20 protein-coding genes are annotated in these 20,309 nt (G+C 71.0%); 8 read left to right on the top strand and 12 right to left on the bottom strand.

Features of this window, described 5'->3' with window-relative positions; translation table 11 throughout:
- Positions 1 to 25: 25 nt before the first annotated feature.
- From ACQPXS_RS43595 to ACQPXS_RS43585, 3 genes are read right to left on the bottom strand one after another with little or no spacing between them, the layout of a single operon-like run.
- Positions 26 to 1,216: a DSD1 family PLP-dependent enzyme gene (locus ACQPXS_RS43595; protein WP_433455008.1), complete on the bottom strand. Its 1,191-nt coding sequence runs from the start codon at positions 1,214 to 1,216 to the stop codon at positions 26 to 28.
- Positions 1,217 to 1,228: 12 nt separating this feature from the next.
- Positions 1,229 to 1,861, bottom strand: a complete 633-nt coding sequence (locus ACQPXS_RS43590) for a helix-turn-helix transcriptional regulator (RefSeq protein WP_433455007.1) — start codon at positions 1,859 to 1,861, stop codon at positions 1,229 to 1,231.
- Positions 1,862 to 1,891: 30 nt separating this feature from the next.
- Complete coding sequence (locus ACQPXS_RS43585; protein WP_433455006.1) at positions 1,892 to 2,911, bottom strand: helix-turn-helix transcriptional regulator; 1,020 nt, start codon at positions 2,909 to 2,911, stop codon at positions 1,892 to 1,894.
- A gap of 110 nt (positions 2,912 to 3,021) precedes the next feature.
- Here ACQPXS_RS43585 and ACQPXS_RS43580 point away from each other — a divergent pair, with 110 nt between their 5' ends.
- Both ACQPXS_RS43580 and ACQPXS_RS43575 read left to right on the top strand, forming a co-directional pair.
- Positions 3,022 to 3,522, top strand: a complete 501-nt coding sequence (locus ACQPXS_RS43580; protein WP_433455005.1) for a hypothetical protein — start codon at positions 3,022 to 3,024, stop codon at positions 3,520 to 3,522.
- Positions 3,519 to 4,805: an APC family permease gene (locus ACQPXS_RS43575; protein WP_433455004.1), complete on the top strand. Its 1,287-nt coding sequence runs from the start codon at positions 3,519 to 3,521 to the stop codon at positions 4,803 to 4,805. The genes ACQPXS_RS43580 and ACQPXS_RS43575 overlap by 4 nt, the downstream gene beginning before the upstream one ends.
- An 84-nt stretch (positions 4,806 to 4,889) precedes the next feature.
- Here the strand turns inward: ACQPXS_RS43575 and htpG are convergent, their stop codons facing one another.
- On the bottom strand, positions 4,890 to 6,788 hold the full coding sequence (gene htpG, locus ACQPXS_RS43570; protein ID WP_433455003.1) for a molecular chaperone HtpG: 1,899 nt from the start codon (positions 6,786 to 6,788) through the stop codon (positions 4,890 to 4,892).
- A 193-nt stretch (positions 6,789 to 6,981) separates the two neighbouring features.
- Here htpG and ACQPXS_RS43565 point away from each other — a divergent pair, with 193 nt between their 5' ends.
- Entirely contained in the window at positions 6,982 to 7,329 is a 348-nt protein-coding gene (locus ACQPXS_RS43565; RefSeq protein ID WP_356313007.1) for a DUF1330 domain-containing protein, read from the top strand.
- A gap of 149 nt (positions 7,330 to 7,478) precedes the next feature.
- Here the strand turns inward: ACQPXS_RS43565 and ACQPXS_RS43560 are convergent, their stop codons facing one another.
- Positions 7,479 to 7,760 carry a hypothetical protein gene (locus ACQPXS_RS43560; RefSeq protein ID WP_433455002.1) on the bottom strand — a complete coding sequence of 94 codons (282 nt, stop codon included), beginning with the start codon at positions 7,758 to 7,760 and terminating at the stop codon, positions 7,479 to 7,481.
- 142 nt (positions 7,761 to 7,902) lie between these two features.
- Here ACQPXS_RS43560 and ACQPXS_RS43555 point away from each other — a divergent pair, with 142 nt between their 5' ends.
- Positions 7,903 to 8,526 (top strand): TOPRIM nucleotidyl transferase/hydrolase domain-containing protein, encoded by a 624-nt coding sequence (locus ACQPXS_RS43555; RefSeq protein WP_433455001.1) that lies wholly within the window; start codon positions 7,903 to 7,905, stop codon positions 8,524 to 8,526.
- Between the two features lie 74 nt (positions 8,527 to 8,600).
- Here the strand turns inward: ACQPXS_RS43555 and ACQPXS_RS43550 are convergent, their stop codons facing one another.
- A complete protein-coding gene (locus ACQPXS_RS43550) occupies positions 8,601 to 9,761 on the bottom strand; it encodes an RNA-guided endonuclease InsQ/TnpB family protein (RefSeq protein WP_433455000.1) in 1,161 nt (386 codons plus the stop codon).
- A 260-nt stretch (positions 9,762 to 10,021) separates the two neighbouring features.
- Between ACQPXS_RS43550 and ACQPXS_RS43545 the strand changes: the two genes are divergently transcribed.
- A complete protein-coding gene (locus ACQPXS_RS43545; RefSeq protein WP_433454999.1) occupies positions 10,022 to 10,426 on the top strand; it encodes a RidA family protein in 405 nt (134 codons plus the stop codon).
- A gap of 14 nt (positions 10,427 to 10,440) precedes the next feature.
- On the opposite strand, the gene ACQPXS_RS43540 is transcribed toward ACQPXS_RS43545, so the two are convergent.
- Positions 10,441 to 10,917, bottom strand: coding sequence for an ester cyclase (locus ACQPXS_RS43540; RefSeq protein ID WP_433454998.1), 477 nt, complete (start codon positions 10,915 to 10,917; stop codon positions 10,441 to 10,443).
- Between the two features lie 87 nt (positions 10,918 to 11,004).
- Between ACQPXS_RS43540 and ACQPXS_RS43535 the strand changes: the two genes are divergently transcribed.
- Both ACQPXS_RS43535 and ACQPXS_RS43530 read left to right on the top strand, forming a co-directional pair.
- Positions 11,005 to 11,775: an NPP1 family protein gene (locus ACQPXS_RS43535; protein WP_365328693.1), complete on the top strand. Its 771-nt coding sequence runs from the start codon at positions 11,005 to 11,007 to the stop codon at positions 11,773 to 11,775.
- An 89-nt stretch (positions 11,776 to 11,864) separates the two neighbouring features.
- Positions 11,865 to 12,170 (top strand): hypothetical protein, encoded by a 306-nt coding sequence (locus ACQPXS_RS43530; protein WP_433456213.1) that lies wholly within the window; start codon positions 11,865 to 11,867, stop codon positions 12,168 to 12,170.
- Positions 12,171 to 12,192: 22 nt separating this feature from the next.
- On the opposite strand, the gene ACQPXS_RS43525 is transcribed toward ACQPXS_RS43530, so the two are convergent.
- From ACQPXS_RS43525 to ACQPXS_RS43515, 3 genes are read right to left on the bottom strand one after another with little or no spacing between them, the layout of a single operon-like run.
- Positions 12,193 to 12,774, bottom strand: a complete 582-nt coding sequence (locus ACQPXS_RS43525; RefSeq protein WP_433454997.1) for an NADPH-dependent FMN reductase — start codon at positions 12,772 to 12,774, stop codon at positions 12,193 to 12,195.
- Positions 12,771 to 13,757, bottom strand: coding sequence for an RNA polymerase sigma-70 factor (locus tag ACQPXS_RS43520; protein WP_433454996.1), 987 nt, complete (start codon positions 13,755 to 13,757; stop codon positions 12,771 to 12,773). Before ACQPXS_RS43520 ends, ACQPXS_RS43525 begins: the two co-directional genes overlap by 4 nt.
- Positions 13,754 to 14,692 carry an NAD-dependent epimerase/dehydratase family protein gene (locus ACQPXS_RS43515; protein WP_399181815.1) on the bottom strand — a complete coding sequence of 313 codons (939 nt, stop codon included), beginning with the start codon at positions 14,690 to 14,692 and terminating at the stop codon, positions 13,754 to 13,756. The genes ACQPXS_RS43520 and ACQPXS_RS43515 overlap by 4 nt, the downstream gene beginning before the upstream one ends.
- 198 nt (positions 14,693 to 14,890) lie before the next feature.
- Here ACQPXS_RS43515 and ACQPXS_RS43510 point away from each other — a divergent pair, with 198 nt between their 5' ends.
- Complete coding sequence (locus ACQPXS_RS43510) at positions 14,891 to 15,670, top strand: hypothetical protein (protein ID WP_433454995.1); 780 nt, start codon at positions 14,891 to 14,893, stop codon at positions 15,668 to 15,670.
- Here the strand turns inward: ACQPXS_RS43510 and ACQPXS_RS43505 are convergent.
- Together ACQPXS_RS43505 and ACQPXS_RS43500 are read right to left on the bottom strand one after the other, a co-directional pair.
- A complete protein-coding gene (locus ACQPXS_RS43505; protein ID WP_433454994.1) occupies positions 15,667 to 19,221 on the bottom strand; it encodes a protein kinase domain-containing protein in 3,555 nt (1,184 codons plus the stop codon). The genes ACQPXS_RS43510 and ACQPXS_RS43505 overlap by 4 nt on opposite strands.
- Position 19,222: 1 nt before the next feature.
- Entirely contained in the window at positions 19,223 to 20,080 is an 858-nt protein-coding gene (locus ACQPXS_RS43500; protein WP_433454993.1) for a serine/threonine-protein kinase, read from the bottom strand.
- Positions 20,081 to 20,309: the final 229 nt, after the last annotated feature.

Here is a 20,309-nt window from a genome sequence, read left to right as displayed (position 1 = left end):
CATCGAATTTCCCGGCGGCTGGTGGTCACCAGCCGGTGACACGTTCCCAGAAGGCCTCGATCGCGGGGGCACGGTCGGTCCGGCGGGTGCCGTCGACGACGTGGTAGCCACGGTGCTGGGCCGCGGTGGCGCACGCGTGGTTGGGCAGGATGCGCAGGCGGGTGCCGATCGGCAGGTCGGGCAGGCCGGCGCCGTCGCGGGTCGTGAGCGTGCCGTGCTCCTGGCTCGCGGCCGTCATGACCAGGCCCGGGACGAGGTTGCCGGCGAGGTCGGTGACCAGGCCGTAGCCCTGGTCCTGGGCCTGCGCGGCCGTCCCGCGGTCGCGCGACATGGCCATCCAGCCGCCGTCGGTCATGATCCACCCGTACTCGGGGCGGTGACCGATGACGGTCACCACCACAGAGAGGGCGATGTCCTCGACCCGGCAGACGCCGAGTCCGGCCATGACCAGGTCGAAGAAGACGTAGTTCCCCGCGCGCAGTTCGGTGACGCCGGTGAGGTCCTCGGCGGCGTGCGCGGTGGGGGTCGAGCCCACGCTGACGACGTTCACGGGCAGACCGGCCGCGCGCAGCCGCTCGGCGGCGGCGACGGCGGTGTCGCGTTCGTTCTTCGCCGCGAGGCGCTGGTCCTCCGGGGTGCGGGCGAAGTAGGACTCTCCGGCGTGGGTCAGGACGCCGTCCAGACAGCCTGCGTCGTGCAGGACGCGGCCGATGGCGAGGAGGGCGGGGTCGTCGGGCCTGAGGCCGCCGCGGTGGCCGTCGCAGTCGATCTCGATGTGGGTGGGGAGGGCGACGCCCGCCAGGCGGGAGGCTTCGGCGACGGACGACGCCTGCTCGACGCTGTCGAGCAGGATGCGCAGGGTGATGCCCCGGCGCAACAGTGCGATGACGCGCGGGAGTTTGTGCGGGTCGAGGCCGACGGCGTACGTGATGTCGGTGTAGCCGCCGTCGGCGAACGCCTCGGCCCCCGCCAGGGTGGAGACGGTGACCGGACACGGCGTGCCGGAGTGCAGGAGGGCGGCGGCGTCGAGGCTCTTGGCGGTCTTGACGTGCGGGCGCAGGGTGACCGCGAGACGGTCGGCCCTGGCCTTGAGGCGTGCGATGTTCCGCCGCATCGTGTGGACGTCGACGACGGCGAAGGGGGTGTCCGGATCGGCCAGGGTTCGTGCCGGGGCCCAAGGAGCGGCGCTCTCCTGGGTGTTCACAGGAAGATTCACGGAAAGATGCCCCTACTTGGCATAGTTGTAGACGGTCGCCCGGGAGACACCCAGCAGGTCCGCGATGGTCTGTGCGGCGTCGCGCGAGTCGAAGTAGCCGTCCCGCTGCAACTGCCGTACGAGCGCCTTCTTGTCCTCCCGGCTCAGCGAACGGGGAGTCGCGGCGCGCTCCGCGGCATGCGCCTCCACCGCCTGCCGCAGTTCGCGCGCGGTGCGGTCCCGCAGGGCCTCCAGGGGCTGCTCGCGGTGCTCGGTGTCCGTGGCCACCAGGTTGGACAGGGTGAGGGTCACCGGCGACAGCACGGACACGTCCAGGTTCAGGCAGAGAGCCGCGATGTACTCCCCCGCGGCGTTCTTGATGCCGATGGAGGTGCTTTTCGCTGGTCGGCCGTCCGGGAACTGGTTGGGGTAATTCTGAATGACACTGGGGTAGTCGGGGTCTTCGATGCGGGCCAGGCCCAGCTCCGTGGCGGAGTCCCCGACCTGGCGGCCGGAGAGGTTGTTCTCGATCGCCCGGATCGCGTGCTCGGGGTCCCGCAGGTCGTGCAGCACCACCTCGCACAGGCCCGGGAACATGCGCCCCAACGCCACGGCGATCTTCTCGGCCTCACGGATGAGGTGCTCGTCGGCCTCGGCCTCTCCCACGGGAAGTCTCTCCGCTCTTAGACCAATTTTCTATCTCTGGATGCCCAGTCTAGGTGAGGCTTCGTGTTTGTCCAGCGGGTCACGGTAGGTGTCAGCCAAGGCGTTGATCGTCTGTGTCATCAGGGCCCGCAATCCGGCGGGCGCCACGACCTCCGCCTCCGCTCCCAGGCGCAGCAGCATGCCGACGGCGTGTTCCGCGGACTCGATGGGCATGACGACCTGAACCCGTCCGTCGGGACCCGGTGACCCGGCGCTGTCCTGGGCGGCGCGTGCCACCGCCGGTTCCATGAGGTCGGGCAGCTTCGTCAGGACCGTCGGTGTCAGTCGTACGACCGCTTCGCCCCGCAGTCGGCGTGCGTCGAAGTCGGCGAGGTAGGTCCGCCAGTGCGCGGCCAGGTCGAAGTCATGGGGACGCTCGAAGCGGTCCTCCAGCACCTGGGTCCGCAGGATCTGGGAGACACGGTAGGTGCGCACGCCCTCCGGCCGGGCCGCCACCAGGTACCAGCGGCCGGACTTGAGCACCAGCCCGTAGGGGTCCAGCGAGCGGGTCACCTCCTGGGGCGCCGTCCACCGCCGGTAGCGCACGCGGATGCGGCGCTGTCGCCACACCGCGTCGGTGACGGCGGCCAGGTGCGGGGTCGGGTCCGATTCGGCGTACCAGCCGGAGGGGTCCAGGTGGAACCGCTGCCGTATCTCACCGGTGCGGTCGCGCAGTTCCTCGGGCAGGGCGGCCGCCAGCTTGAGCTGGGCGGTGGCGAGTACGGTCCCGAGCCCGAGGTCCGCGGCCGGTCCGGGCAGTCCCGCCAGCGAGAGTGCCTGCGCCTCGTCGCGGGTCAGTCCGGTCAGGCGGGTCCGGAAACCGTCGAGCAGTCGGTAGCCGCCGTCGTGACCGGAGTCGCCGTAGAGCGGGACTCCGGCCGCGGAGAGCGACTCCATGTCCCGGTACACCGTCCGGACGGACACCTCCAGTTCGTCGGCGAGTTGCCGGGCGGTCATCCGGCCGCGGGTCTGGAGCAGCAACAGGGCGGACAGCAGTCGGCTCGCACGCATGACGAAAGTCTGCCGCACTCCACTGACACGGGTTGTCAGGGAAGCCGGGCTACTTTCCCGGCCGGGCGTGCGCCCCACGCACCGACGGACACGGCAAAGGACATGAGCAGATGAGCGACGCAACCACCCGCGAGCCCGGTGTCGGGGACTTCGACTTCCTGGTGGGCACCTGGGACGTGACCAACCGGAGGCTGGTGGCACCGCTGACCGGAAACGCCGAGTGGGACGAGTTTCCGGCCACCGTGGTCTGTCACGGCACCCTGTTCGGCGGAGCCGCCAACCTCGACGAGATCAGCTTCCCGACCAAGGGCTTCACCGGCCTGACGCTGCGCCTGTACGACCCCCGGCGCAAGGAGTGGTCACTGAACTGGGTGAGCAGCCGTACGGGACTGCTGCAACCGCCTGTGGTGGGCCGGTTCGACGCGCGCGGCAGGGGCGAGTTCCACGGGGACGACACGCACGAGGGCACCCCCGTGCGGTGCCGTTTCATCTGGTCGCACATCACGTCGGCGACGGCTCACTGGGAGCAGGCCTTCTCCACCGACGGCGGGCGGAGCTGGGAGACCAACTGGACCATGGACTTTTGCCGGACCGGGAAGGCCTCCGCATGACAAGGGCTCCGGCCCCGGTGGACCTGCCCGCTCGGCCCGCCGGGAGTCTGACCGCCTGGCAGGGGACGGCGCTCTACGTCGACGCGGTGCTCGGCACCGGTGTGATCGCCCTGCCGGCGCTGGCCACCCGGGCGGCCGGGCCCGCCTCACTGCTCGCCTGGCTCGGGCTGGTCCTGCTGTCGGTGCCGCTCGCGGCCACGTTCGCGGCGCTCGGCGCCCGCTACCCGGACGGCGGCGGGGTCTCCACCTACGTTCGGCATGCCTTCGGCGCGCGGGCGGCGGCGGTGGTCGGCTGGTGTTTCTACTTCGCCGTGCCCGCGGGCGCTCCGGCCGCGGGCATGTTCGCCGGTGCGTACGTCGCGGGCGCGTGCGGCGGCGGCCGGCTCACGGTGCTGATCACCGCTGCGGTCCTGCTGGTCCTGGTGGCGGTGGCCAACGGCTTCGGTGTGACGGTGTCCGGCCGACTGCAACTCGCGCTGGCCGTGCTGCTCGTCACGCTGTTGCTGACCGCGGTGCTGACCGCGCTGCCGCACGCCCGCCTGCGGAACCTGCATCCGTTCGCGCCGCACGGCTGGCCCGCGATCGGCTCGGCCGCGGCCCTGCTGGTGTGGAGCTTCGCGGGCTGGGAGGCCATCACCCACCTCGCCGCCGACTTCCGCCGTCCGGCACGCGACCTGCCCCGCGCCACCGCCGTTGCGGTCGCCGTCGTGGGTGTGCTCTACCTCGCCGTCGCGGCCACCAGCGTCCTGGTGCTCGGCCAGGCCGCCGGCACCTCCGACGCCCCGCTGGCCGAACTGCTCACCCTCGGCATCGGCGGCACGGTCCACGTGCTGGCCGCGACCGCCGCCGTGCTCCTCACCCTCGGCACGATGAACGCCTACTTCGCCGGCGCGGCCAGACTGGGCGCCGCGCTCGGTCGCGACGGCGCGCTGCCCGCCTGGCTCGACCGGGGCGGCAGCGCCGGCGAGGTGCCACGCCGCAGCCTGGCGGTCGTGACGGGCCTCTCGGGCCTCGCCCTCGCCGCCACCGCGGTCGCCGACGTGGGCCCACAGCCGCTCGTGCTGCTCACCACCGGGTCGTTCGTGACCGTGTACACCCTGGGCACGGCCGCCGCGGTACGGCTTCTGCCCCGAGGCGGCCTGCCGCGCCGCTGTGCCCTTCTGGCGCTCGCCGCGGTCGCCGCCCTCCTCGTCATGACGGGCTGGTACCTGCTGTGGCCGCTGGTCATCACAGCGGGCGCGCTGCGCTATCTGCGGCGGCGCCGGGCGGCGCTCGGCCCTTGAGGATGGCCCGTCGCGTCCGGGCGAATCGTCCGGTGGCCTGCCCCGCTCCGCGGAACAGGCCACCGGACGTCCGGCAAGTCCGCGTTACAGCGCGCGTTCCAGGCGGTCCGCCATCAGCTTGACGAAACGGGCGGGGTCCTTGGGCTGGCCGCCCTCGGCGAGTACCGCCAGACCGTGCAGGAGTTCCGTGGTCTCGATGAGCCCCGTGCGGTCCTCGCGCTCCTTGTACGCCTGGTTGAGGCCCTTCACCAGCTGGTGGCCCGGGTTGAGCTCCAGGATCCGCTTGGCGCGGGGCACCTCCTGGCCCATCGCGCGGTACATGTTCTCCAGCGCCGGGGTCAGGTCGTTCGCGTCCGAGACGACACAGGCCGGGGAGACGGTGAGACGGGAGGAGAGGCGCACCTCCTTGATGTCCTCGTCCAGTTGCTCCTGCATCCAGCCGAGCAGGCCGGCGTAGTCCTCGGTCTGCTTCTCCCGCTCGACCTCGGCGGTGTCGTCGTCCTTGGCGTCGAGGTCGATCTGCCCCTTGGCGACGGACCGCAGCTTCTTGCCGTCGTACTCGCCGACGGCGTCGGCCCACACCTCGTCGACGGGATCGGTGAGCAGCAGCACCTCGATGCCCCGGTCCCGGAAGGCCTCCATGTGCGGGGAGTTCTCGATGCTCTGCCGGGACTCGCCGGTCAGGTAGTAGATGTCGTCCTGGCCGTCCTTCATCCGCTCGACGTAACTCTTGAGCGTGGTCGGCTCGGTGTCGTCGTGCGTGCTCGCGAACGACGCGAGGGCGAGGATGGCGTCGCGGTTCTCCGGGTCGGTGACCAGCCCCTCCTTCAGGACGGTGCCGAACTCCCGCCAGAACGTGGCGTATCGGTCCCTGTCCTTGGTCATCATGTCCTTGACCGTGGACAGGACCTTCTTCGTCAGCCGCCGCCGCATCATCTCGATGTGCCGGTCCTGCTGGAGGATCTCCCGGGACACGTTGAGCGAGAGGTCGGCCGCGTCGACGACACCCTTGACGAAGCGGAGGTACGGCGGCAGCAGCGCCTCGCAGTCGTCCATGATGAACACGCGCTTGACGTACAGCTGCACCCCACGCCGGAAGTCCCGGGTGAACAGGTCGTGCGGAGCGTGCGCGGGCAGGAACAGCAGGGCCTGGAACTCGAAGGTGCCCTCGGCCTGCAGCCGGATCGTCTCCAGCGGATCGCGCCAGTCGTGCCCGATGTGCTTGTACAGCTCGTGGTACTCGTCGTCGGACACCTCGTCACGCGACCGCGCCCACAGCGCCTTCATCGAGTTCAGCGTCTCGGGCTCGCGCGCCTCGTCGCCCTCGCCCCGGTCCGGCACCATCCGGATGGGCCAGGTGATGAAGTCCGAGTAGCGCTTGACGATCTCCCTGATCTTCCACGGGGAGGTGTAGTCGTGGAGCTGGTTCTCCGGGTCGGCGGGCTTGAGGTGGAGGGTGACCGAGGTGCCCTGCGGCGCGTCGTCGACCGGCTCCAGCGTGTACGTGTCCTCACCGCGCGACGTCCACCGGGTGCCCTGGCTCTCGCCGGCGCGCCGGGTGACCAGGGTGACCTCGTCCGCCACCATGAAGCCGGAGTAGAAGCCGACGCCGAACTGTCCGATCAGCCCCTCAGTCCCAGCCGCGTCCTTGGCCTCCCGCAACTCCTGGAGGAACTGTGCGGTGCCGGAGTTGGCGATGGTGCCGATGAGCTTCCCGACCTCGTCGTACGACATTCCGATGCCGTTGTCCCGCACGGTGAGGGTGCGGGCGTCCTTGTCGATGTCGATCTCGATGTGCAGGTCGGACACGTCGGCGTCCAGCGAGTCGTCCCGCAGCTTCTCCAGACGCAGCTTGTCCAGCGCGTCGGAGGCGTTGGAGACGAGTTCACGCAGGAAGACGTCCTTGTTGGAGTAGACCGAGTGGATCATCAGCTGCAGCAGCTGACGGGCCTCTACCTGAAACTCGAGCGTTTCAGTCGGCATGTTCGCGAATTCCTCACAGGTGTATCGCCGGAACTGATGCCAGCCACTGTAAAACACCACGTCAGAACAGTCGGCCTCAGACGCCGACGGTGGCTGGTTCCATGCCTCGTATTACCTGGCAGGTCATCGACCTCGGCACGCACCGGCGGCAGGATCGTCAACAGCACCACAGCCGACCAACGGGAGGGACACCATGACCGCCTACGCGATCGCTCATCTGCGGGAAGCCGCTCCGCACCCGGAGATCGCCGAGTACATCGCGCGCATCACCGCCACCTTCGAGCCGTACGGCGGCCGGTTCCTCGTACACGGCAGTGCGCACGAGGTGAAGGAGGGCGCATGGCCCGGGCACGTCGTCGTGATCGGCTTCCCGTCGATCTCGCAGGCGCGCGCCTGGTGGGACTCCGAGGAGTATCAGGCCATCGCGCCCCTGCGCTCGCGGCACATCGAGGGCGACATCATCCTGGTTCCGGGCGTGAGCGAGGACTACGACGCGAGCGCCACGGCACGGGCCATGCTGGCGGCTCTTCCCCCCTCCTGAGGCGGTGGGGGCCAGAAGTGACGGTCTCGGCGCCGCCGTCGCCGTATGCGCGGGCCGCTTCCATCGGCGACTTCGGTGCGGGTCAGCGCCTCGGTCCGGGCTGCGTGCCCCCGCCCGCGCGTGCACGCCGTTCGTTCAGCCCCGCCGTGTCACTGCACGTCCCGCACAGCGAGGAGTTCGATCGCCGCTCCGGACGATTCCAGCAGGGGCGCGGCAGAGGAGCGCCGGGGATCTGCCCGGTATGCGGCGAAGTCCTCGTCGCCGGGAAAGCTGACGACGTGGGCTTCGACGCGGTCGTCCAGAGTGCGCAGCCGCCGTTCGAGTCGCCCCCCGTGCTCGGCGAGGAGCGGCAGCACGGTGCTCTCGTAGGCGTCGAAGGCGTCCAGGCGTCCCTCCGGCAGGCGTGCGAGCATCAGGTAGGTGACGGTCATGGATCCTCCCCGCGACGGTGCGCGCCGATCTTGTGGCAGTTTCGCATCCGGACGCCACGAAAGTGGCACCTGCGCACCGCCCGCCGACGGGCCGGGGGAAAATCCCTGCCACCGCGGCCGGGAAGGGCGCAGACTCATTCTCATGGCTGACATGACGTCGTTCCGGGAAGCCGTCACCGCGTGGGCGGCGGGTGGCCCCGGCGACCCTGCGCGCGAGTTGGCCGAGCGGCTGTCCGTCCGGACCGCCGTCCTGCTCGAAGGGCTGAGCGACGTCGCGGCGGTCGATGCGCTGGCCGAGCGCCGCGACCGGGACCTGGCTGCCGAAGGCGTCTGCGTCCTGTCGATCGGCGGCGCGATGAGTGTCGGGCGCTTCGCCCGCCTCCTCGGGCCATCCGGCCTGGGCCTGCGACTCACGGGACTGTGCGACGAGGCTGAGCGCGGCTACTACGCCCGCGCGTTGGAGGGGGCCGGCTCGGCACAGCACGGGTTCTTCGTGTGCACGGCGGATCTGGAGGACGAGCTCATCCGCGCGCTGGGCGTGACACGGGTGGAGGAACTCGTGCGAGCGGAGGGCGACCTGCGTGCCCTGCAGACCTTCCTGCGCCAGCCCGCGCAGCGGGGCCGCACCGCGCACCAGCGGTTGCGGCGCTTCCTCGGTACGAAGAAAGGGCGCAAGATCCACTACGGCCGCGTCCTCGTCGAGGCCCTCGCCCCCGACCGCGTACCCGCCCCACTCGACAACCTGCTGACCAGCCTGTCAACTTGACCCGGTCCTGAAGGACCGGCTTGCAGGTAGGGCGCGGCTGGCTGCCGCGTGACCTCCCGCATCCGAGCCACCCGCTAGGCAGGGGCCGGGACGCGTGACTCACGCCCCGCATTCCACGCAGTCTCGCCCTTTCGGGCGATGTTGCGGGAAGCATTCAGGTCGGCGTGCGCAACGACGCCACACGACCTGCATTGGAACCGGGCCTGCGAGGCCCGGTTCCGCTTGTCTACATGTCCGCACTCGGCACACGTCTGGCTGGTGTACGCCGGGTCGACGAAGACCAGGGGCACGCCGGCACGGCGGGCCTTGTACGCCAGGAACTGCCCGAGCTGGGCGAATGCCCACGAGTGCACCGCGGCCCGTTGGGGCTTTCTGAGCCGTGCCCTCGCACGGATGCCCTTGAGATCTTCCAGGGCGATGCCGCGCGAGGTGCGTTCAGCCTCTGCCACGATGCGTTTGGAGATGACGTGATTGGTGTTGGCGGCGAACCTCCGCTCGCGCCGCGAGCGCTCCTTCAGGCGGCGCTTCGCAGACTTCGTGCCCTTCTTCTGCAGCTTCGCCCGCAGCCGCATCTGCCGGGCCCGGTACCGGTTCAGTCTCCGGCCGGCGAGTACGTCGCCGTCAGACGTCGTTGCGATGTTGACGATGCCGAGGTCGACGCCGAGAAATCCGTCCGGATTCTCGTTGAGGTCGGTCTCGGGAACGTCGCACGTCGCGAGGAGGTAGAACTCTCCGTCGCGTTCGACGAGGTCCGACTCGCCCTGGCGGTACTCGCGCAGCACCTCCAGCTGGGCGGCGGACCCGACGAAGCGCACGCCCTTGAGCCGGCCGGCCGTCGTCCATAGGGAAACGGCCCCTGAATCATGCTGCCAGCTAAGGCACCGGTCGTCGTACGGCTGAGCTGCGCCGGCTCGGAAGGTGATCGGCTTTGACTCGGCCTTCACCCGGCGCTTCGAACGCGGCTTGCCCAGTTTGCCGGCTTTGATGTTCGCGCGCAGGGTCGTATAGGCGTCGCGGACCTTCTTTATGACGTGCTGCGCCGCCTGCGCACCTAGTCCGCGGGCCTTCAGCTCCGCGTACGTGTACTTCCGGAGTTCGTATTCGCGCGGGACGCCGTGCTCGAACGCAATCCTGGAGACCCAGTTCGCGGCGTCGTTGCACTCGAGCAGGGTCGACCGCAGCGCGACCGCCTGCACGGCAGTCGGCAACAGCTTTGCCTGCACGACGATCTTCACGCGACGAACCGTACCCCTCGACACTGACAACGGCCCCGATGTGGGCCGCAGTTGCCCATGTGCCTCAGTGCCAGGTACTGGCGATAGCTGCCGTGCCCGGCTGCTGGAGCACCGGAGGGCAGTGAAGCGGCGCCGCTGCGCGGCGCCGTGGTTGAGGAGGCGATTCCTCCCGGGCCTGAAGACCCGGGTTCCTCGCCAGAAACAGCTGACAAGCGGATGTCCGCTCCCGTCGGGCAGGCCACGTACAGCACAATGCCCGCATGATCGAAGGCGTCCACACCGACAAGGCCCCGTTTGTCCGCTTCCCCGATGGCACCGAGCCGCCCTTGTCCCAGGCCATCAGGGTCGGCGACTTGGTGTTCACGTCCGGTCAGGGCCCGCTCGACCCGATCACGCACGAGATACCGGACGACTTCTCCGCACAGGTGCGGCAGGTGCTGCACAACCTCGTCGCGGTCGTCGCCGCCGCGGGAAGCGGGAAGGAGCTGATCGTCAAGTGCACCTGCTACCTCAGGGACGGCGGCGATTTCGCCACCTTCAACAGGGTCTACCGCGAGTTCTTCGCGGACTGCCCGCGGTTTCCGGCTCGGACGACAGTCGTCACGCAACTCGTGCGCGAGGGCGTGCGCGTCGAGATCGACGGTGTGGCCACCGTGGGCCGGTGAACCGACCGGATCGTCTACGAGACAGCTCCCAGCTGGCGCAACTGTGAGAAGACATCGACCACACCCCAGATCTCGGCGATCCGGCCGCCCTCGAACCGGAAGACGAAGATCTCGCCGTAGGTGACGGACCTGCCGGTCGGCGGCATCCCCCGATACTCGCCCCGGTGGGTCCCGGTCACCGTGTTCCGGGCCACGACCTTGTCCCCCTCGGCGATCACATCCTCAACCTCGACGTGAACGTCGGGGAACGCGCGTAGGAGCACCGTCCACACCTGTTTGAGTGCCTGCGCTCCCGTCATGCCCATCGGCACCGGCGCATGGAACAGAACGTCCGGTGCCACGAGCTCATCGATCGTCTTCGAGATGATCTCCGGATTCCTGGTGCTCACGGCGTCATGAAAACGCGCGGCCGTCGCCTTGTTGCGCGCTGCCTCATCGGCTGGCATACGACTTCCCCTCAGGTTGATGCGGATCCCAACCAGCTTGCTCAACTACTTACTTCACTACTTGACGAAAGTTGTCCACGCCTTTAGGTTCATGGCTCCCGCCACCCCCACGTGAAGGGCACCCCCCAACTCATGGCCAAGTCCCCTTCCACGGCCGCCTTCACGGCCGCCGCCGCCCTCGCCGCGCTGGCCCTCGTGGTGTCCCTGCCGGGCCGCGCCGACGCCAGCGTCCTGCAGTTGCTGCCGCAGAACGCCGACGGCCTGGAGCAGACCTTCTCGCCCGCCTATGACTACGACGGCGACGGCTGCTACGCCACCGCCGCCATCGGCGCCGACGGAACCATCAACCCCGGTCTGAAACTCGGCGGCGACGTCAACGGCCACTGCCATGACTACGCCCAACTCGCCAACGCGAACACCTACTCACGGGAGAAGTGCAACAACGGCTGGTGTGCCGTCATGTACGCCAGCTACTTCGAGAAGGACCAGGCGACCCTGGGCCCGGCGGCCATCGGGCACACCCACGACTGGGAGCACGTCGTGGTGTGGATCAACAACAACGAGGTCCAGTACGTCTCGGTGTCCCAGCACACCAGCTACCAGGTGGCCGCCCGCTCCTCGGTCCGCTTCGACGGCACGCACCCGAAGATCGTCTACCACAAGGACGGCCTCTCCACCCACGACTTCCGCTTCGCCAACAGCAACGACGAGCCTCCCGAGAACGTGACCGGCGGCTGGTTCTACCCCCGCCTGGTGGGCTGGAACGGCTACCCGGCCGGCTTCCGGGACAAGCTTTTGAGCGCCGACTTCGGCGAAGCCACCATCAAGATCAAGGACGGCGACTTCCAGTACGCGCTGGCGCACTCCATGCCCTCGGGCATCCCCTTCGACCCGAACGCCTGACCCATATTCCGTTGAGGGTCTCGTGGACGGACCATAGGGTCACCCGCATGTCCCTTCGCCATCAGATGCGTCAAGCCCTGCGAGAAGCGATGCGTGCCCGCGACAAGGTGGCGGTGAGCGCCCTGCGTTCCACCCTTGCCGCGGTGGACAACGCCGAGGCGGTACCGGTGGGTTCGGCCGGGCTCCGGGGCTTGGCCATCGAGCAGGCGCCGGTCGGCGTCGGTGCCACCGAGGCCGCCCGGCGTGAGCTGAGCGAACAGCACATCACCGACATCGTGCGCGCCGAGGCCGACGAACGGCTCGCGCTCGCGGCGCAGTTCACGGCGCCCGCGCAGGCCGACCGGGCAGCACGACTCCGCGCGGAGGCCGCCGTTCTCCTCCGGCTCCTCGACTGAGGCCAGGCCCGTCGGCATCCGTTCAGGCCGTCGCCGGGGACGCCGCCCGGAGTGGGGCGAGTGCCCGTGCCCAGGTCAGCAGCTCGTCGACCAGGCCGTGCACCTCGGGCACGTGCAGCTCCTGCGGACGGAAGTCCGTGAAGTTCACGAAGTCCTCGCGCAGCGACAGCGCCACCTGCGGTCCGATGTCCGCCATGCGCAGCACTCCCGCCTGGGCGCGCAGCTTCTGCACCGCCATGACCGCGCCGTAGACGCCGTAGCCCACGTAGGCGACCGGCTTGGCGCCCCACTCCTGGTGGAGGTAGTCGATGGCGTTGGTCAGGGAGGCCGGAGGGGCGGTGTTGTACTCGGGGGTGACGACGATGAAGGCGTCGTACGAGCCGATCCGCTCGGCCCAGCGCCTGGTGTGCGGTCGTTCGCCCGGCGCCACGAGCGCCGGGACCGCTTCGTCGAGCAGCGGCAGCGCGTGGTCCTTCACGTCGACGAGTTCGAAGTCCGCCGCCTCGCCCGCGTGTTCAACGGCGAGGTCCCGTACCCACGCGGCCACCCGGTCGCCCTTGCGGCCGGGGCGGGTGCTGCCGATGATGACGCCGATCCTGATCACGTCCGATTCTCCTGTTCTGCTTCCCGTACGCGTTCCGTGGCCGGGTCTGCCGGTTGCGGGCCGGCCATGTCGCGGCGGGCCTGCTCCGCCTCGCGCAGCAGGGCCCAGGCATCCGCGACGGGGCCCATGTGGCCGAGCTTGTCGGGATTGCTGACCGTGCGGATCGCCTGGATCCGCCCGTCGAGGATGTCGAGGGTCCAGGTGTTGACGACTTTGCCGTCGCGGTCGCGGAAGACGGCGCCCGGCTGGCCGTTGACCTGGCGTGGCTCCATGGCGCCGCCGATGCGGAGGAACGGCAGGAGGAGCTGGTCGAGCATGTGGCACATCTGGTCGACGCCGTGGATCGCCTCGGCCCAGCGCGGGGCCTTGCCACCGCTGTCCGCGGCCATCTGCACGTCGGCGGCGAGGAGTTGCCGCAGCCCGTCGACGTCACCGTTCTTCAAGGCGTCGAAGAACCGTTCCGCGAGCTCCTCGCGTTCCTTCCGGTCGGCCTCGAAGCGGGGCCTGCCGGCGTCCATGTGGCGGCGCGCGCGTACGGCGAGCTGTCGGCAGGCCGCCTCGGAGCGTCCCACGGCGGTGGCGATGTCGGGGAAGCCGAAGGCGAACACCTCCCGCAGTACGAAGACGGCGCGTTCGAGCGGGCTGAGCCGCTCCAGCAGGAGCAGGGACGCCATGGACAGCGAGTCGGCCAGTTCCGCCGCGTGCTCGGGGTCCTGGTAGGGGTCGGTGAGCAGCGGCTCGGGGAACCACGGTCCGACGTACTCCTCGCGCCGTACCCGGGCCGAGCGCAGCACGTCGATCGAGATGCGGGTGACCGTGGCCGAGAGATACGCCCTGGTCGAGGTCGGCCGCGTGGTGGAGAGGTCGTAGCGCAGCCAGGTCTCCTGGACCGCGTCCTCGGCCTCGGCCACACTGCCCAGGATGCGGTAGGCGATCGAGAACAGCAGGGGCCGCAGCTCCTCGAACTCCTCGACCCGGCTCACGCCAGCCCCTCCTTGAAGCCCTGGCGCCACGAGGGATAGCGCAGCTGCCAGCCGAGTTCACGCTTGGCCTTGGCGTTGGAGAAGCCCCGGCCCTCGGTCATCATCGTCACCACGACCTCCCCGGCCAGCAGCCGGGCCAGCCACTTCGGCACCCGCATCGGCGGCTTGGCACCCGCGCAGGCCGCCAGATACGGCAGCCATTCGCTCTCCGGGGCGGGTTCGTCGTCGACGATGTTGAAGACGCCCCTCGCCTGCTGCTCCACGGCGAGGACGGTGGCGCTCGCCGCGTCGTCGAGGTGTACCCACGAGGCGTACCCGGTTCCGTCCCCGACCAGCGGGAACTGACGCTTGCGGACGAGTTCGAGCTGGTCGTCGGTGGCGCCCGGCCCGTAGAACCCGCCGTAGCGCAGAATCGCGCCGCCGGCCTTGCCGACCGAGTCCTCCACGTGCCGCAGCGCGGCCATCGCCGCGTACGCGGGCGTCCCCTCGTGCAGGTCCAGCGGGTCCTCCTCGGTCTTCACCCATCCGCCCTCGCGGATGCCGTTCCAGTTGGCGTAGCCCTGCGCGACGACATGCGGTACGCCGGTCGCCTCGGCCGCCGCCAGGAGGTGGTCGGTTCCCTCGGTGCGCAGCCTGATGGTGGGCAGGGACCACCGGTCGAAGTGCTTCAGATCGGGTTTGCCGGCGTGCGCGAGGCTGATCCCGGTCATCTGGTGCACGATCACGTCCGGCCGGGCGGCCGCCACCGCCTCGCCGACGGACACCGCGTCCAGTCCGTCCATGACGACGGCTCTCGCGCCCAGCCTCTCGGCCTGTCCGAGCTTGGTCGCGCTCGTCGTCGTGGCCGTCACCTGGTGGCCCCGGGCCACAAGTCGCGGTATCAGCCGCCGCCCGAGCACGCCGGTTCCGCCCGCCACGAACACCCGCATGACCATCACCTTCCTGATCCCAAGTCGTTCTCCGCGATCTGAGACGAGACAGCGCGGCGGTCTGTGACATGGGTGAGCCGATCTTCGGAGCAGGAGGCCGGCAACGGGGGTTCACCGGAGGGAACTTCGGCGGTGGCTCCGGTCGTCTTCCTGTTACCGACGGCCTCCCCGCGTGGCAGGCCGGAGCTTCGCGGAGGTCGACAGATGCCCAGAACGGCTGCGGGCAGATTCGTGTACTGGTCGGATCGCCTCGTCGAGGAGGTGATCGACTCCAACGGCATTCGTCTCGACCCCCGTCTCAAGTCGGTCGTCAAGGTGGGTGCCGGCGGCGCGGGAGTCGAACTCAGCGGTCACGAACGGAGCAGGGTGACCCGCTTCGAGATCATGAAGAAGATCTCGAAGAAGCTGGGCCGTCAGCTGGTGTCCGACCTCGACGCTCCCGGCCCGCTCCCCTTCGTCCAGGGACAGGGCCGGGCCGATGTCACCGAGTTCCAGCGGTGGCGGTCCGTCACGGAGGACGGCCTGCGCCAGGAGACCTGCCTGGTGCATGTCCGGCAGGTCAGCGGGCGCGGCTCGCGGGTCGACCTGTGTCTGTTCGGCAGCCTGGGCAATCTGACCGGCTACAGGGCGCCGGCCGACCAGGCGACCGGATGGACGTCGTCGGCCGCTCCCGCGATCGACGAGTTCGTCGCCAGCCGTGGAGCGCGGATCCCCCGGTTGTACGACGCCGAGTCCGTGGCGGTCGAGGCGCTGAGAGCGGCGCTGTATCAAGGCATGCCCGACGACCCGTCCGACCACGACCGGCGTCCGGAGACCCGCGCATACACCATCGCGGGCATCGACTCCTGTCAGTACGCGGCCGTGGTCTACCAGGACGTCACGCTCACCCCGGGCCGCTGGGACTTCCGGCACGAGCCCGGACTGGACGGCGCCCGGCGCATCCTCGTGGGCGCCCCGCTGTGGCTGCGTGCCACCGGTTCCTAGGCGCCGCCCGCCCCACCGAGGCGGGCGAGGTTGGCGTGAGCCCTTTCCATCCAGCGCCGGGCGTTGCGGTGGTCGTGGCGCAGCGCCTCGTCCTCCAGGGTCCGCAGTGCGGCACGCACCGACTCCGTGTCGCCGCGTGAGCCGTGCAGCATGATCGGTGCGGACAGCGTCCGCAGGTACCGCTCCACCAGGTCGCTGCGCCGGTACTCGACGACGAGGGTGCGGTAGGCCGCCGCACCCCGGGCGAAGGCGTTCACGGCGACCGCGTCGCGACGGCACATCATGGCGTACATGCCCAGCCGCAGGGCGGCCTCCCCGTACAGGTGCTCGGCGCTCGCTCCAGGGTGCCTGGCGGTGAGCCAGGCGAGCTTGCCGACGAGTTGCTCCAGCAGCACGGAGGCGTCGCGTGTCGCCCCTCGGGACCCGATGCCGACGGCCGACTGCAGGTCCTCCTCGAACGCGGCGAGTCGAGCGGGCACGCGGGAGGGCGTGACGGCGAGCAGTGCGCGCAGCTCCTCCCGCTGCTCGCTGAGCGCCTCGAACATGAAGGCGTGCAGGTCGCCGCCCCGGCGGTGGGCGGGCTTCGGCGAGTCGGGCAGCCACCGGCTCGCGAAGCGGACGGCGCGGCCGAGGGCGGGATCGTCGGTGGCCAGGGCGGCGTGCCGGGACACCGCCTGCTCCAGGGCGCGTTCAGCGCCTTCGATGTCGCCGAGGCAGACCAGTGCGGTGGCGAGCGCAGCGGTCACGCGTGAGGCTTCCATGGCGAGGTCGCCCCGGCCCCGGGCGATCAGCACGGAGTACTGGTGGAGGGCGTCGCGCGCGGCCTCGGCCGCCTCGGCCGTGGTGCCGTACAACAGCCGTGCGTTGCCCACACGCTGAGCGCTCTGCGCGAGCTCCGCCGACGGTGCGTGAACCCCCGGCGACCGGGCGAGGGCGGCGTGCGCCGCCTCCTGCGCGCTGAGGGCCCGCTCGTACGCGCCGAGGTCGCCGTACGCCCCGGAGAGCGTCTCCAGGGTCAGCACGTACATGCCGGCCGTCGCCGGCCGCAGGGCCGGGTCGGCGTCCCCGTGCGTCCGGCCCGCCGTGTCGCCGGGTGCGCCCAGGGCGTCGAGGGCCCGGCCGCACGCTTCCAGCGCTTCCTGCGGCCGGCCGGTGCGGCGCAGCCACACGGCGCGGCCGCGGTGGACGGCCGCCGCCTCCGGGTCGGGCACAGGCGCGGACTCCGCGTACTCCGGCGCGGCCAGGATCTCCAGCGCCTCGGCCAGACAGCGTTCGGCCTCCTCGGGCGCGTCGGCGTCGAGCGCGGTCTGGGCGAGCTTGGACAGGGCGTGCAGGAACCTGGGGCCCCAGGCCGCGACACCGTCCAGTGCGACGAGCCGGCGCCACAGATCGAGCGAGGTGCGCGCGTGCTCCAGGCCGCGCGCCGGGTCCTCAAGGATCCCGATGAGGTTGGCCAGGTTGTCATGGGCTCTGGCGAGGTGGTCGGCGTCGGCCGCGTCGCCGGCCAGCAGCACGGCCTGCTCCAGGTGGCGGACCGCCTCGGCGTAGCTGTCGCGCGCGGCGTGTACCCGGCCGGCGAGTTCCTCGTCCCGCCCCCGCAGGATCAGCGCCTCGCCCAGGCGCCCGGCCAGCTGGTGCACACCCTCGTCGCACACCATCGGGGTGAGCACCTCCACGGCGTCGGCCGCGTGCCCCGGCGCTCCCGCCTGCGCCCGCTGGACGGACAGGGCGGCACGCATCTCCCGGGCGCGCCGGTCGCCCGGGGCGCGGTCCAGGTACCCGTTCAGCATGGCGTCGGCCCTGCGCCAGAGTTCGGTGGCACGCCGCTCGTCGCGGCGTGTGTGCTCGGCGGCGGCGAGGTTCATCAGGCTGGGTACGACGTCCAGCGGGTCGTCGGACCGCTGGAACTCCTCGGCGGAGGTCTCGTACAGCTGCACGGCCCGGGCCAGCAGCGTGGCCCGACGCGGCCCGGCCTCCTCGTCGGCCCTGTCGCTCAGGACGTTGGCCTCCAGCAGCAGGGCGTGGGCCAGGATGTCTCCCTGCCCCGGTTCACCCGGCCGGTTCCGGGCGAGGGCGACGGCACGCTCTGCGGTGTCCAGCGCGGCGGCCAGGTCGCCAGTGCGGCGCTGGAGGCGGCACAGCGAGCCGAGGACGGCCGACAGCAGCCCGCCGTGATCCTCCGCGAGACGGGCGGCGAGGTCGGCGGCCGTGCGGTATTGCGCGAGGGCGCCGTCGACATCGCCGAGCGCTTCGAGGACCCGGCCGGTCTCCGCCACGCACCGGCCGCGCGCGAACGCCGTGTCCGGAGCGTCCCGCTGGTGTGGGGGCAGGCCGTCGAGCACCCGCCGAGTCTCCCGCAACGCCCGCAGGTCGCCGAGGAGTTGGGCACGCGGGCCACCGGCGTCGAGGGGCCAGAAGTCCATGGCGTCGCGCTCGTCCAGGCCCGCCGTGCGGTAGGCGTAGTGCAGCAGCCCGCGCGGGTCGTGCCACGGGCCGCCGCCGGGGACACGCCGTTCGTACAGCGGCTCACGCCCGCCCGGCTCGGCCGCGGCCCGGACCGGCGGGGGCGCCGCGAGGGGTTCTCCGGTCTCCTGTTCCGCGATCCGCAGGACCGCCTCGGCGAGCTCGCCGAGCGGGTGGGGGCGCTCGCCGGGTTCCCTGTGGAAGCAGCGCTCCAGCAGGTCGGCCAGGGCGGGCGGCACACGCAGCGAGGTGGGTGTCAGCGGCCGGGTCCGCGCGGCCTGCAGGACGAGGCCGGCCACGGTTCCCGCCGGCCAGGTGCGCTCGCCCACCAACAACTCCAGGACGGTGACCGCCCAGCTCCACACGTCCGTGCCGACGCCGACCCGCCGTCCCTCGGCCTGCTCGGGCGACGCGTACGCGGGCGTTCCGGCGGCGGCGCCGGAGACCTGGAGGGAGGCCTCGGAGCCGGGCCGGGGCGGGTGCAGCTCCTGGCGCAGGATGCCGCGCATCAGCTCGCGCTGCTGCTCGTCGGTGCCGGGCACGTCGGTGATGTACTGGATCACCGCTTCGAGTTGCCCGCGCTTGTCCTGCCCCCAGGCCGGGGTGGCGGCCAGCCCGAAGTCGGTCAGCCGTACCCTGCCGTCGCCGCCGACCAACAGGTTGGCGGGCTTGACGTCCAGGTGCAGCAGGCCTGCCTCGTGGGCGGCCGCCAGCCCCCAGGCGGACTGAGCCGCCGCGGTCAGCACACGCCGCAGCGCGGCTCGCGCACCGCCCTCGTACAGCGCCCCGGATCGGATCCGGTCGGCCAGTGAGCCGCCCGGGGCGTACTCGCTGAAGACGACGACCTCGTCACCGAGGCTGCGGGCGAACCGGCAGGGTGTGATGTACGGGTGCTCCGGCAGGTCGATCCAGCGCTGCACCTCGGCGAGCAGCCGCGCCCGATGCGCCGGATCGGTACTGTGCAGCCGTTTGACCGCGTACGGCTCCCCGGTACGGCGCGAGCGGACCAGTACGACACCGGCGAACCCTCCGCTGCCCAGCGGCCGTTCGACCGTGAACTCGCCCAGGAACGTGCTGCCTGCTTCCATCTCAGCTCCCGTCGAGCGCGGCGCGCAGTGCCCCGGCGGTCCGGAAGCCGCCGTCGGGTTCGTCGCTGAGCGCGTGGTCGAGGACCTCGCACAGGCCCGGCGGCAGACCGGCCCGCCGCTTGCCGGCCGGCACGACGGGACAGCCGGCGACGGCCAGCCAGGGATCCCAGCCCGGCGGGAGATCTCGCGGCGTCGTGCCGGTAAGGACGTAGTAGAGGGAGGCCGCGGCGGACCACACGTCGACCTCGGGGGTCGCGTACTTGTAGTTGATCAGCTGGGCTCTCGGCATGAAGGCGGGCGTGCCCATGACCACGCCGGTGCGGGTCAGCCCGCTCAGCCCGGCGCTGTCGTAGGCCTTGGCCAGGCCGAAGTCGGCGAGCTTGGCCGTGATCCGGCCGTCGGAGCCGAGGCTGAGCAGGATGTTGTGGGGCTTGATGTCGCGATGGACCACGCCGTGCTCCTGGTGGACATGGCCGAGCCCGGCCAGAACACCGTCGAAGAGCTCCAGGGCCTGGCGCACCGGAAGCGGGCCGTCACGGCCCACCCGGTCGGCGAGACTGCCGCCGTCGCACAACTCCAGCACCAGACAGCACGGCTCCGTCCCCGCCGGCGAGGCGCCGTCCTCGGGGCCGACGCGCTCCACGCCCTCCACGCGCACCACGTGCGGGTGGCTCAGTGCCATGCAGAGCCGCACCTCGCGGGAGAAACGGGCCATCTCCTCCTCAGCGCCGGCGGGTGCGTGGACGACCTTGAGGGCGCGGCGCTCTCCGCTCTCCCGGTGAACGGCCGCGTACACCACGCCCATCCCGCCGCGCCCCAGCTCCCCCTCCACGACCCACGCCCGGAACCGCACCCGCATCACTCCCCCGCCGTGGCCTCAATTCAGGCTACCCGGCCGGGAGTTCGCGAGCAGGCGAAGCGGACCAGCTGTCACCGGAACGGGCGGCGCAGTGCGGCGCCCGTTCCGGCGACCCTCCGCTGGGACACGCCCGCGGAAGCAGCCGGAGCGCATAGGCGATGTCCTCGTCGCGGTTCGGGGCGAACTCCGCGGTGCCGATGCCACCGAGACCCGGTCGTGAACACGGCGA

Origin of the sequence: Streptomyces sp. CA-142005 (assembly GCF_050942335.1) — a bacterium.
Taxonomy (GTDB): Bacteria; Actinomycetota; Actinomycetes; order Streptomycetales; family Streptomycetaceae; genus Streptomyces.
This window is presented reverse-complemented; position numbering and strand designations above follow the sequence as displayed.